An 11,741-nucleotide genomic window follows, 5' to 3' on the forward strand; every position below is an offset into this window, starting at 1 on the left:
GGTGAAAGTTGTCGCTCTGATGACCAGTTCCAGGCGCAGTAATGCCAGGGGAATGGAATTTATTCCATTAAAAATGTGACGCAGGTCAGAACTTAAGGCGCTTTCCCTGGCCGATCGTTCCTTTTATTCCGGCTTTCGATTATTCTGGCTGAACCGTTTCAGTCGATTAAATGTTCGACAAATAATCAAACAGATGCAGTTTGTGACAGGCGAGGATTCCCCTCAGAGGATGGCTGCATTACTCTGTCAGCCAACTCAATCCGGGAATGCTTTGCAGGAGACCTATGACCCTACGCATAGCGATTAATGGTTTCGGTCGTATCGGGCGTAACGTGGTTCGCGCATTATACGAATCAGGGCGTCGGGCTGAAATCACCGTGGTGGCTATCAACGAGCTGGCGGATGCCACGGGCATGGCGCACCTGTTGAAATATGACACCAGCCACGGCCGCTTCGCCTGGGATGTGCGCCAGGAAGCGGAGCTGATGTGGATCGGCAACGACACCATTCGTCTGCTGCATGAGCGCAATATAGAAGCGCTGCCCTGGCGCGAACTGGGCGTAGATATCGTGCTGGATTGCACCGGCGTGTACGGTTCCCGCGCGGATGGCATAGCGCACCTGGAAGCAGGCGCGAAGAAAGTGCTTTTCTCCCATCCCGGCGGCAACGATCTTGACGCAACGGTGGTTTACGGCGTCAACCAGGCGCTGCTCGAAGCGGATCATCGCATCGTCTCTAACGCCTCCTGCACCACCAACTGCATTATTCCTGTGATAAAGCTGCTCGACGACGCTTTCGGCATTGAGTCCGGCACGGTGACGACGATCCATTCGGCCATGCACGATCAGCAGGTTATCGACGCCTATCACCCCGATTTGCGCCGTACGCGCGCCGCCAGTCAGTCCATCATTCCGGTGGATACGCGTCTTGCGGCAGGCATCAGCCGAATTTTCCCGAAATTTCATGACCATTTTGAAGCCATCGCCGTGCGCGTGCCGACCATTAACGTGACGGCGATTGACCTGAGCGTCACGGTTCGTCAGCCGGTAAAAGCGTGCGATGTCAACCTGTTGCTGCAAAAAGCGGCACAGGGTGCATTTCATGGTATAGTTGACTATACGGAATTACCGTTGGTCTCAACTGATTTTAACCACGATCCGCACAGTGCCATTGTGGACGGCACGCAGACACGGGTGAGTGGGGCGCACCTCATCAAAACGCTGGTGTGGTGTGATAATGAATGGGGCTTTGCTAACCGGATGCTCGACACCACGTTAGCCATGGCAGCTATTGGTTTCAGGTAAGACGCGATTTGCGTCTGCAAAACTTTAGAATCAACGAGAGGATTCACCATGTCTGTAATTAAGATGACCGATCTGGATCTGGCAGGTAAACGCGTACTGATCCGTGCCGACCTGAACGTACCGGTTAAAGAAGGGAAAGTTACTTCCGACGCGCGTATTCGCGCTTCTCTGCCGACCATCGAACTGGCGCTGAAACAGGGCGCGAAAGTGATGGTAACGTCCCACCTGGGTCGTCCGACCGAAGGCGAATACAACGAAGAATTCTCTCTGCTGCCGGTAGTGAACTACCTTAAAGACAAGCTGAATGCTCCGGTGCGCCTGGCAAAAGATTACCTCGACGGTGTTGAAGTCGCGCAAGGCGAACTGGTTGTTCTGGAAAACGTCCGTTTCAACAAGGGCGAGAAGAAAGACGACGAAACCCTGGCGAAGAAATACGCCGCCCTGTGCGACGTGTTCGTTATGGATGCGTTCGGCACCGCGCACCGCGCTCAGGCTTCCACCCACGGCGTTGGTAAATTCGCCGACGTAGCGTGCGCAGGCCCGCTGCTGGCGGAAGAGCTGGACGCGCTGGGTAAAGCGCTGAAAGAACCGGCTCGTCCGATGGTCGCCATCGTTGGCGGTTCTAAAGTTTCCACCAAGCTGACCGTACTGGATTCCCTGTCCAAAATCGCTGACCAGCTGATCGTCGGCGGCGGCATCGCTAACACCTTCGTTGCCGCTCAGGGCCACAACGTAGGTAAATCCCTGTACGAAGCAGACCTGGTTGATGAAGCCAAACGTCTGCTGGGCACCTGCGATATCCCGGTTCCGACTGATGTTCGCGTTGCGACTGAATTCTCTGAAACCGCGCCGGCTACCCTGAAGTCTGTTTCTGAAATCAAAGATGAAGAACAGATTCTGGATATGGGCGACGTTTCCGCTGAGAAACTGGCTGAAATCCTGAAAAATGCCAAAACCATTCTGTGGAATGGTCCGGTTGGCGTGTTCGAATTCCCGAACTTCCGTAAAGGCACCGAGATCGTCGCTCGCGCTATTGCTGAAAGTGATGCGTTCTCCATCGCAGGCGGCGGCGACACTCTGGCGGCTATCGATATGTTCGGCATCGCGGACAAAATTTCCTACATCTCTACCGGCGGCGGCGCGTTCCTCGAATTCGTGGAAGGTAAGGTACTGCCGGCAGTAGCTATGCTCGAAGAGCGCGCTAAGCAGTAATTGATACGGGCGAGGCTTCCTCGCCCGTTGTTTTCAGCGTGCTTTGACTGTCAGGGCTCGCACTTTTTTCTAACGGCCGAAGATACAGGACTACGTAAATGTCTAAAATTTTTGATTTCGTAAAACCGGGCGTCATCACGGGTGACGACGTACAGAAAGTGTTCCAGGTAGCTAAAGAAAACCACTTCGCGCTGCCGGCGGTAAACTGCGTGGGTACTGACTCCATCAACGCCGTTCTGGAAACCGCTGCCAAAGTAAAAGCGCCGGTTATCGTACAGTTCTCTAACGGCGGCGCTGCGTTCATCGCGGGCAAAGGCTTCAAAGGCGAAGGCCAGCAGGCGGCCATCCTGGGCGCTATCTCTGGCGCGCATCACGTTCATCAGATGGCGGAGCACTACGGCGTTCCGGTGATTCTGCACACCGACCACTGCGCGAAGAAACTGCTGCCGTGGATCGACGGCCTGCTGGACGCGGGTGAAAAACACTTCGCCGCTACCGGCAAACCGCTGTTCTCCTCTCACATGATCGACCTGTCTGAAGAGTCTCTGGAAGAGAACATCGAGATCTGCTCCAAGTACCTGGAGCGCATGTCCAAAATGGGCATGACCCTGGAGATCGAACTGGGCTGCACCGGCGGTGAAGAAGATGGCGTGGACAACAGCCATATGGACGCTTCCGCTCTGTACACCCAGCCGGAAGACGTTGATTACGCGTACACCAAACTGAACGCGATCAGCCACCGTTTCACTATCGCGGCGTCCTTCGGTAACGTACACGGCGTTTACAAGCCGGGTAACGTGAAGCTGACCCCGACCATCCTGCGCGACTCTCAGGAGTACGTTTCTAAGAAACACAACCTGCCGCACAACAGCCTGAACTTCGTGTTCCACGGCGGTTCCGGCTCTTCCGCTCAGGAAATCAAAGACTCCGTAAGCTACGGCGTTATCAAAATGAACATCGATACCGACACCCAGTGGGCAACCTGGGAAGGTATCCTGAAGTACTACAAAGAGAACGAAGCTTACCTGCAGGGTCAGCTCGGCAACCCGAAAGGGGAAGATCAGCCGAACAAGAAATACTATGACCCGCGTGTTTGGCTGCGTGCAGCGCAGGTCAGCATGGTGACGCGTCTGGAGCAGGCATTCAAAGAACTGAACGCTGTTGACGTTCTGTAACAATTGCCTTAACTCTTTCTCAGGCCCGCTTCTGGCGGGCCTTTCTTTTTGTTAAATCAACCTGCTGCGTCCTCCGCCCTCTGCCTGTCGCCTGGCGTAATCCCGCCGTTTTGTTTACCCTTAAATCACTTCGCTGCCGTCCTTCGGGCAGTAAATTTTTAACCCGGCCGGGGTCACTACGAGGAGTGCCGAATGGAAGATTTAAATGTGGTAGACAGCATCAATAATGCGGGAGGCTGGCTGGTGCGCAACCAGGCGCTGCTGCTGAGCTATGCCGTCAACATTGTGGCGGCGATAGCCATTATTATCGTCGGGATGATTGTGGCTCGCGCCATCTCCAACACCCTTAACCGTGTGATGGTGGCGCGTCATGTGGATGCGACCGTCGCAGACTTCCTCTCCGCGCTGGTGCGCTATGGCATCATCGCCTTTACGCTGATTGCCGCGCTGGGCCGCGTGGGCGTGCAGACTGCTTCTGTCATCGCCGTACTCGGTGCCGCAGGTCTGGCCGTGGGTCTGGCGTTGCAGGGTTCGCTGTCCAACCTGGCGGCCGGGGTGCTGCTGGTCACGTTCCGGCCTTTCCGCGCCGGTGAATATGTCGACCTCGGCGGCATTGCGGGTACGGTGCAACACGTACAGATTTTCTCAACCACGCTTATCACCGCCGACGGTAAATATGTGGTCGTGCCCAACGGGAAAATCATTGCCGGCAACATTATTAACTATTCCCGCGAACCGGTTCGCCGCAACGAGCTGATTATCGGTGTCTCTTACGATGCCGATATCGATCGCGTGCGTCAGATCCTTACCGATATTGTTATGTCTGACGAGCGTATTTTGAAAGATCGCGACAGAACGGTGCGTATGAATGAACTGGGCGCTTCCTCAATCAACTTTGTTATTCGTTGCTGGAGCAAGAGCAGCGACCTGCAGGAAGTCTACTGGGATATTCTGGAGCGCGCCAAGAAGGCGCTGGACGCGGAAGGCATCAGCATTCCTTATCCGCAAATGGACGTCAATGTGAAGCAGCTTGCGAAGCCTAAGCAGGAGCAGGCGGCTGAACAGGAGCCGAAACCGTCCGCCATTATTACGGAGCCGACGGCCCAGGAGGCCAAACCGGCGCCGCAGGATAAGCTCTCCGGCACCCAGTAAAGATTAAGCCAGCGTAACGCTGGCTTTTTTATGACTATTCCCATTAGCTCTACTTATTGGCGATTAAAATTTTGCGTTTGGGCTAATGAAAAAGGCGCATTACACTTGTTTTCCAACTCAAGAAATTCAGGGAAAAAGAGTGTTAAGCTATTATTTTCAAGGGCTTGCTTTAGGCGCGGCGATGATATTGCCCCTTGGCCCGCAAAACGCCTTTGTGCTCAACCAGGGCATCCGTCGCCAGTATCATCTGATGATCGCTTCGCTGTGCGCGTTAAGCGACATCGTGCTTATTTGCGCTGGCGTCTTTGGTGGTAGCGCCATCCTCATGCAGTCGCCATGGTTGCTGGCGCTGGTGACATGGGGCGGCGTGGCGTTCCTGTTGTGGTACGGCTTTGGCGCGCTTAAAACGGCGTTTAGCCAGCACGTTGCGCTGGCGAATGCCCAGGCGATGAATCAAGGCAGGCTGCGGATCATCGCTACGATGCTGGCGGTGACCTGGCTTAACCCTCACGTTTACCTGGATACCTTCGTGGTGCTGGGCAGTCTCGGCGGGCAACTGGCGGAAACGCCGAAGCGGGCTTTCGCGCTGGGCACCATCAGTGCCTCCATCCTCTGGTTCTTCGGCCTGGCGCTGCTGGCGGCCTGGCTTGCGCCGCGTCTTCGCACCGAAAAAGCCCAGCGCATCATCAACGGCATTGTGGGGCTGGTGATGTGGTTCATCGCTTTTCAGCTTGGCCGCGAAGGTGTTGCGCATATAAACGCGCTGCTCTAAACCTTCTCTGATGGACATTTGTTTTAAGAAAGCTAAGCTTGCAGCCAGACGCCCGCACGCGCAGGACGGGCCACTTCAGTGAAATGCAACACGGAGGAGAAACAGTGAAGTTTAAAGTGATGGCGCTGGCGGCTCTGGTCGCACTTAGCACGGCGAATATTCAGGCGAATGAATTGCCGGACGGCCCGCATATCGTGACGTCAGGGACGGCGAGCGTGGATGCGGTTCCGGATATCGCGACGCTGGCTATTGAGGTCAACGTAACGGCAAAAGACGCCGCTTCGGCCAAAAAGCAGGCGGACGATCGCGTTGCGCAATACCTCGGTTTCTTGCAGCAAAACAACGTGGAGAAAAAAGATATCAACTCCGCGAACTTACGCACCCAGCCGGAATATGAGTATCTGAAAGATGGCAAAGCCCAGCTTAAAGGATATCGCGCGGTACGTACCGTCGAGGTGACGCTGCGTCAGTTGGACAAGCTTAACGATCTGCTGGACGGCGCGCTGAAAGCGGGTCTTAACGAAATTCGCTCCGTATCGCTCGGCGTTGCGCATCCGGAAGAGTACAAAGACAAGGCGCGCAAAGCCGCTATTGACGACGCCGTACGTCAGGCGCAGCAGCTGGCCAGCGGCTTTAAGCGTAACCTGGGGCCGGTGTACAGCGTGCGTTATCACGTGTCGAACTACCAGCCGGGCCCGATGGTGCGGATGATGAAAGCCGAAGCCGCCGCGCCGGTGAGCGCTCAGGATACCTACGATCAGCAAACCATTCAGTTTGACGATCAGGTCGACGTGGTGTTTGAACTGCAGCCGGAGCAAGCGCAGCGCGAATCCGCTCCAGCTTCGCTTAATAGCGCGCCGGGGCAGAACGCCGCGCCAGCGACGAACGGCACCAATGCTAAGTAAAGAAAAACCCGCCGTCCGGCGGGTTTTTTTATTCCTGTCTTAACACCTTATGGCCATATTCCAGCAGCGCGTCGGTGACGTTGCGCATCATGCGGCTTTCCGGCGCAAAGCGATGCCAGTAAAGCATCCGGCGCTGGCAAAGGCCTGGCGTGAGATCGATAAGCTCGCCGCTTTGCAGCTCTTTTTCAATCTGCAAATGCGGGATCATGCAGCAGGTGGTGCCCTGGCGGGCGAGCTGTACAAAGGCTTCCGATGAGTTGACGATGTGGCACGGCACGCTGCCCGGCGGCAGGTCAAAGTTTTGTTGCAGGAAGGCCTGATGCATATCGTCGAGATGGTCGAACGCCACCGCAGGCGCTTTTAACAGCGAAGCGCGGGTGACGCCGTTGGGAAAGTAGCGTTCGGCAAACGCCTTCGAGGCGACAAACAGATAGTCAAGCGCGCCGAGCTTATCCACGAGGCAGCTTGGCAGCGCCTGCGGCTGGATACTTACCGCGCCCACCACTTCGCCCCGGCGTAAACGTTCCTGCGTGCGGGTTTCATCCTCCACTTGCAGGTTAAGGCGAATAGGGGAGTCGACCAGTACCGGCGCCAGCGCAGGCAACAGCCAGGTAGCCAGACTGTCGGCGTTGACCGCCAGCGACAGCAGAAGCGGAGTCGCGCCCGTCTGTTCGTCGCCGAGCCATTCATCCTCCAGCAACTCCACCTGACGCAGCAACGCCAGCAGCTTCTGGCCCTGTTCGGTAGGGCGCGGCGGCACGGTGCGAACCAGCAAAGGCTGGCCAAACATGTTTTCCAGTTGCTTGATGCGTTGCGACACGGCGGACTGGGTGATACACAGCTTTTGCGCGGCGCGCTCAAACCCGCGTTCACGAATGACCGCATCCAGCGCCTGTAGTGTCCTGTAGTCCGGGCGTTTCATCTTTTTAGCATGCTCCTGAATCGTAATGTTTCGCACTATGACATAAATTTTTGCCAGGCACAGGCAGAAACCGCAATCATCGGAGCAGTATGCCTGACGGAAGGAGTCTTTTTCAGCGAGCCTGTTCTATAATGCGCCACAGTTTTCACACACAGGCAAAAGATCATGACGCAGGATGAACTGAAAAAAGCAGTGGGCTGGGCCGCGCTTCAGTATGTGCAGCCGGGAACGATTGTCGGCGTGGGCACCGGCTCCACGGCGGCGCATTTTATCGACGCGCTCGGCACCATCAAAAATCAGATTGATGGCGCGGTATCAAGCTCGGACGCTTCCACCGCCAAACTGAAAAGTCTCGGCATTCACGTTTACGATCTCAACGAGGTGGATTCGCTCGGCATTTATGTCGACGGCGCGGATGAGATAAACGGCCAGATGCAAATGATTAAAGGCGGCGGCGCGGCGCTGACGCGTGAAAAAATCATCGCCTCGGTAGCGGAAAAGTTCATCTGCATCGCCGATGCGTCAAAGCAGGTCGATATCCTCGGCAACTTCCCGCTGCCGGTTGAGGTTATCCCGATGGCGCGAAGCGCAGTAGCCCGTCAGCTGGTGAAACTGGGCGGCCGTCCGGAATACCGCCAGGGCGTGGTGACCGATAACGGCAACGTCATTCTGGATGTCCACGGCCTCTCTATCATGGAGCCTGTTGCGCTGGAGAATGCGATCAACGCGATTCCAGGCGTCGTCACCGTGGGCCTTTTTGCTAACCGCGGCGCGGACGTTGCGCTTATCGGCACGTCGGAAGGTGTCAAGACCATCGTGAAATGATCTGACCGGGGCGCTCGCGCGCCCCGCCAGGGTAAAAAAATCTTAACCGCGAAATTTGGTGACATATGTCACATTCGTCGTCTCTGCTTTTCCATTTCTGCCGTCATATTTCTGCCACACAATATTTTCTTCTGCCTTTCTGCACTGCGTGACTTTTCTTCAGGACGCTGACGCAAACGTTCATATTGCCGGACCCGCAAATTTTGATATGTTGGCAGAAGGCTGACTTATTGCTCAGTACACAATCTGATAAGACAAGACAGGGTCGGGAAATGGCAAAAGTATCACTGGAGAAAGACAAAATTAAATTCTTGCTGGTGGAAGGCGTGCACCAGAAAGCCATCGATAGCCTGCGCGCAGCGGGTTATACCAATATCGAATACCACAAAGGCGCGCTGGACAGCGATGCGCTGAAAGAGTCGATCCGTGACGCTCACTTTATTGGCCTGCGATCCCGTACCCATCTGACCGAAGAGATTTTCGCCGCAGCGGAAAAACTGGTAGCGGTAGGTTGCTTCTGCATCGGCACCAATCAGGTTGACCTGAACGCGGCGGCGAAACGCGGTATTCCGGTCTTTAACGCGCCTTTTTCTAATACCCGTTCCGTAGCGGAGCTGGTGATCGGCGAGCTGCTGCTGCTGCTGCGCGGCATTCCGGAAGCGAACGCCAAAGCGCACCGCGGCATCTGGAACAAACAGGCGGCGGGCTCTTATGAAGCGCGCGGCAAAAAGCTTGGCATCATCGGCTACGGCCACATCGGCACCCAGTTGGGCATCCTGGCGGAAGCGCTGGGCATGCATGTTTATTTCTACGACATTGAAAGCAAACTGCCGCTTGGTAACGCCACGCAGGTTCAGCATCTTTCCGATCTGCTGAACATGAGCGATGTGGTCAGCCTGCACGTGCCGGAAAACGCCTCAACGAAAAATATGATTGGCGCAGAACAGCTCTCGTTGATGAAGCCGGGCGCGCTGCTGATCAACGCCGCGCGCGGCACCGTGGTTGATATCCCGGCGCTGTGCGACGCGCTGTCGCGCAAGCACCTCGCGGGCGCGGCGATTGACGTTTTCCCGACGGAGCCTGCCACTAACAGCGATCCGTTCAACTCCCCCCTGTGCGAATTCGATAACGTTATTCTGACGCCGCACATCGGCGGCTCCACGCAGGAAGCGCAGGAGAACATCGGTCTCGAAGTCGCGGGCAAGCTGGTGAAATACTCCGACAACGGTTCAACGCTCTCTGCCGTTAACTTCCCGGAAGTTTCGCTGCCGCTGCACGGCGGCACGGTAAGCCGCCTGCTGCATATTCACGAAAACCGTCCTGGCGTGCTGACCGCTATCAACCAGATCTTCGCCGAGCAGGGCATTAACATTGCCGCCCAGTTCCTGCAAACCACGCCGCAGATGGGTTATGTGGTTATCGACATTGATGCCGAAGAAGATGTGGCGAACAAAGCGCTGCAGAGCATGAAGGCGATTGCAGGCACCATTCGCGCTCGTCTGCTGTACTGATAAAAGAGTCATAAAAAAGCCCGCTTCGGCGGGCTTTTTGTTGGGCGCTTACCATGTCCAGATCTTTTCAGGCGTGACGACGGCGGGCAGCGGGATATCCCATTCTTCAACGGGAAGCGAGGCCACCTGCTGGCAATCATGGGCGTAACCCACCGGCCACAGCTCATGGCTGCGCCAGTTTTGCAGTGTACGGTCGTAAAAGCCGCCGCCCATGCCAAGACGTTGCCCCTGTGCGTCAAAAGCGACCAGCGGCGTGACCAGCACATCCAGTTCGCTTAGCGGCAACACGTGGCGGACATCGAGCGGCGGCTCGTAAATTTTCAGACGATTCAGCATCAGTTCGCTGTGCGGAAAGTAGCGCAGAAAAAGCAGATTACCGGGACTGAAGGGGTGAAGCACAGGCAGGTAAACTTGCTTACCGGCGCGCCAGAGTCCTTCTATCAGCGGGCGGGTATCGAGTTCACCATCAAAAGAGAGAAACGCCGCTACGGTTTTCGCTTCCACTACGGGCGCATAAGCCATCATTCGGGCAGCAGCCTGTTGAGCAAATCGCGTTTGCTGTTCGGGCGTAATAGCACGGCGTAACTGACGGATTTCTTTGCGGATTTGTTGTCTGAGTTCGGGAGTAACTGGCCGTTGCGTCATGGTAGTAAAAGTGGGGAATCTCCGAGATGCCGCCGTAGGCTGTAACCCTTGAACCCGCGGTTCAAGGTGAATGCGTCGTCACGGTTTTCAGGCTTCTCGGACGAACCGAGCATGCTCACCAACCGTGGAGCGTCACATTCTGTTTTTTTGAAATATCGGCTCAGGGGACTGGCCCACTTGCGAACATCTCAGAGAAATTTTTTTCTTCACGGTCACTCTACCATAGTAGACCATAAAGTATTATTCAAACTTTGGTCCCGTTCTCTCACTTATGCGACCTTGCTCAAGCAATGCTTGCTCGATGGTCTGCTGGAGCATCCGAATACGCTGTTCCATGCTGGCTGCGTAATCACGGGTTTTGGTCTTTTCCTGAGCCAGCTCATAACAGACGTTCAACGCCGCGATGAAAACCAGTTGCTCAGTATTGGTGACTCTAGTGCGAACTTTCAGATCTTGCAACCGTTGATTCAGATCTTCCGCCGCCTGATTTAGTGCATCCCGCTGCTCTGGCGGACAATTCACCCGCAGTGAACGACCAAAAATTTGGATATCGACTGGTTGTGCAGACATTCCACCTTCCTGCTGTTGATTCACCTGCCGTTCGCGCCTTCCGGGGCGGCGAAGGGGCGACACTATAGCTACCCTGATAGGGAGATACAAGCCCTTTTCTGGTATCACCAGGGTCCAGAGTGGTAGCATACCATGAATATCCCCTCAACGACGATGAATGCGCATGTCTATACAGAACCAAATGCCTCGCTACGGCGAGCTCGGCCAGTTGCTTAACCAACAAGGCGTGGGGCTGACCCCTGCGGAAATGCACGGTCTCATCAGCGGAATGCTGTGCGGCGGCAACCAGGACAGCAGCTGGCAGCCGCTGCTGCATGACCTCACTAACGAGGGGTTGGCGTTTGGGCAGCAACTTGCGCAGGCGCTGCGCGAGATGCACGCCGCGACCAGCGACAACCTGGAGGATGACGGTTTTCTGTTTCAGCTTTATTTGCCGGAAGGCGACGACGTCAGCGTCTTCGACCGCGCCGACGCGCTGGCGGGCTGGGTGAATCATTTCCTGCTGGGGCTTGGCGTCACGCAGCCTAAGCTTGATAAGGTCGCCGGCGAAACGGGCGAAGCTATCGACGATCTGCGCAACATCGCGCAACTGGGCTACGACGAAGACGAAGACCAGGAAGAGCTGGAGATGTCGCTGGAGGAGATAATCGAATATGTGCGCGTAGCGGCGCTGCTGTGCCATGACACGTTTACGCGCAACGCGCCGACCGCGCCGGAAATCCGCAAGCCCACGCTACACTAAAATAAA

At 55.9% G+C, this 11,741-nt stretch carries 12 protein-coding genes and 1 other RNA gene; 9 read left to right on the forward strand and 4 right to left on the reverse strand.

Features of this window, described 5'->3' with window-relative positions; all coding sequences use genetic code 11:
- Nucleotides 1-284 precede the first annotated feature (284 nt).
- The 6 genes from epd to MT962_RS11405 all read left to right on the forward strand — a co-directional run bounded on the left by epd (nucleotide 285) and on the right by MT962_RS11405 (nucleotide 6,520).
- Nucleotides 285-1,304, forward strand: coding sequence for an erythrose-4-phosphate dehydrogenase (gene epd, locus MT962_RS11380; RefSeq protein ID WP_024555549.1), 1,020 nt, complete (start codon nucleotides 285-287; stop codon nucleotides 1,302-1,304).
- A 48-nt stretch (nucleotides 1,305-1,352) separates the two neighbouring features.
- Nucleotides 1,353-2,516, forward strand: coding sequence for a phosphoglycerate kinase (gene pgk, locus MT962_RS11385; protein ID WP_024555548.1), 1,164 nt, complete (start codon nucleotides 1,353-1,355; stop codon nucleotides 2,514-2,516).
- Nucleotides 2,517-2,614: 98 nt separating this feature from the next.
- A complete protein-coding gene (fbaA, locus tag MT962_RS11390) occupies nucleotides 2,615-3,691 on the forward strand; it encodes a class II fructose-bisphosphate aldolase (protein ID WP_024555547.1) in 1,077 nt (358 codons plus the stop codon).
- 192 nt (nucleotides 3,692-3,883) lie between these two features.
- Nucleotides 3,884-4,843 carry a small-conductance mechanosensitive channel MscS gene (gene mscS / locus MT962_RS11395; RefSeq protein WP_048887931.1) on the forward strand — a complete coding sequence of 320 codons (960 nt, stop codon included), beginning with the start codon at nucleotides 3,884-3,886 and terminating at the stop codon, nucleotides 4,841-4,843.
- Nucleotides 4,844-4,982: 139 nt separating this feature from the next.
- The gene (gene argO / locus MT962_RS11400) at nucleotides 4,983-5,615 is read left to right on the forward strand and encodes an arginine exporter ArgO (protein ID WP_029591054.1); all 633 of its coding nucleotides are present in this window, start codon (nucleotides 4,983-4,985) and stop codon (nucleotides 5,613-5,615) included.
- A gap of 104 nt (nucleotides 5,616-5,719) precedes the next feature.
- Nucleotides 5,720-6,520 carry an oxidative stress defense protein gene (locus tag MT962_RS11405; RefSeq protein ID WP_024555544.1) on the forward strand — a complete coding sequence of 267 codons (801 nt, stop codon included), beginning with the start codon at nucleotides 5,720-5,722 and terminating at the stop codon, nucleotides 6,518-6,520.
- Between the two features lie 28 nt (nucleotides 6,521-6,548).
- On the opposite strand, the gene argP is transcribed toward MT962_RS11405, so the two are convergent.
- Nucleotides 6,549-7,442 carry a DNA-binding transcriptional regulator ArgP gene (argP, locus tag MT962_RS11410; protein WP_024555543.1) on the reverse strand — a complete coding sequence of 298 codons (894 nt, stop codon included), beginning with the start codon at nucleotides 7,440-7,442 and terminating at the stop codon, nucleotides 6,549-6,551.
- 165 nt (nucleotides 7,443-7,607) lie between these two features.
- Between argP and rpiA the strand changes: the two genes are divergently transcribed.
- A complete protein-coding gene (gene rpiA / locus MT962_RS11415) occupies nucleotides 7,608-8,267 on the forward strand; it encodes a ribose-5-phosphate isomerase RpiA (RefSeq protein ID WP_024555542.1) in 660 nt (219 codons plus the stop codon).
- Nucleotides 8,268-8,539: 272 nt separating this feature from the next.
- The gene (serA, locus tag MT962_RS11420) at nucleotides 8,540-9,778 is read left to right on the forward strand and encodes a phosphoglycerate dehydrogenase (RefSeq protein ID WP_024555541.1); all 1,239 of its coding nucleotides are present in this window, start codon (nucleotides 8,540-8,542) and stop codon (nucleotides 9,776-9,778) included.
- A gap of 48 nt (nucleotides 9,779-9,826) precedes the next feature.
- On the opposite strand, the gene MT962_RS11425 is transcribed toward serA, so the two are convergent.
- The 3 genes from MT962_RS11425 to zapA form a co-directional block, all read right to left on the reverse strand.
- Nucleotides 9,827-10,423: a 5-formyltetrahydrofolate cyclo-ligase gene (locus tag MT962_RS11425; protein ID WP_247365616.1), complete on the reverse strand. Its 597-nt coding sequence runs from the start codon at nucleotides 10,421-10,423 to the stop codon at nucleotides 9,827-9,829.
- Nucleotides 10,424-10,437: 14 nt separating this feature from the next.
- Nucleotides 10,438-10,621: non-coding RNA, 6S RNA (gene ssrS, locus MT962_RS11430), on the reverse strand.
- A gap of 42 nt (nucleotides 10,622-10,663) precedes the next feature.
- A complete protein-coding gene (zapA, locus tag MT962_RS11435; RefSeq protein WP_024551313.1) occupies nucleotides 10,664-10,993 on the reverse strand; it encodes a cell division protein ZapA in 330 nt (109 codons plus the stop codon).
- A 163-nt stretch (nucleotides 10,994-11,156) separates the two neighbouring features.
- Here zapA and MT962_RS11440 point away from each other — a divergent pair, with 163 nt between their 5' ends.
- Nucleotides 11,157-11,735, forward strand: a complete 579-nt coding sequence (locus MT962_RS11440; RefSeq protein WP_024555539.1) for a YecA family protein — start codon at nucleotides 11,157-11,159, stop codon at nucleotides 11,733-11,735.
- Nucleotides 11,736-11,741: the final 6 nt, after the last annotated feature.

Origin of the sequence: Franconibacter sp. IITDAS19 (genome assembly GCF_023079515.1) — a bacterium.
Taxonomy (GTDB): domain Bacteria; phylum Pseudomonadota; class Gammaproteobacteria; order Enterobacterales; family Enterobacteriaceae; genus Franconibacter; species Franconibacter pulveris.

Excerpts from the sequence above, each read along its gene's own strand:
- epd (WP_024555549.1), top strand. The coding sequence starts at position 285 with ATGACCCTACGCATAGCGATTAATGGTTTCGGTCGTATCGGGCGTAAC.
- pgk (WP_024555548.1), top strand. The coding sequence starts at position 1,353 with ATGTCTGTAATTAAGATGACCGATCTGGATCTGGCAGGTAAACGCGTA.
- fbaA (WP_024555547.1), top strand. The coding sequence starts at position 2,615 with ATGTCTAAAATTTTTGATTTCGTAAAACCGGGCGTCATCACGGGTGAC.
- mscS (WP_048887931.1), top strand. The coding sequence starts at position 3,884 with ATGGAAGATTTAAATGTGGTAGACAGCATCAATAATGCGGGAGGCTGG.
- argP (WP_024555543.1), bottom strand. The coding sequence starts at position 7,442 with ATGAAACGCCCGGACTACAGGACACTACAGGCGCTGGATGCGGTCATT.
- rpiA (WP_024555542.1), top strand. The coding sequence starts at position 7,608 with ATGACGCAGGATGAACTGAAAAAAGCAGTGGGCTGGGCCGCGCTTCAG.
- serA (WP_024555541.1), top strand. The coding sequence starts at position 8,540 with ATGGCAAAAGTATCACTGGAGAAAGACAAAATTAAATTCTTGCTGGTG.
- MT962_RS11425 (WP_247365616.1), bottom strand. The coding sequence starts at position 10,423 with ATGACGCAACGGCCAGTTACTCCCGAACTCAGACAACAAATCCGCAAA.
- zapA (WP_024551313.1), bottom strand. The coding sequence starts at position 10,993 with ATGTCTGCACAACCAGTCGATATCCAAATTTTTGGTCGTTCACTGCGG.
- MT962_RS11440 (WP_024555539.1), top strand. The coding sequence starts at position 11,157 with ATGTCTATACAGAACCAAATGCCTCGCTACGGCGAGCTCGGCCAGTTG.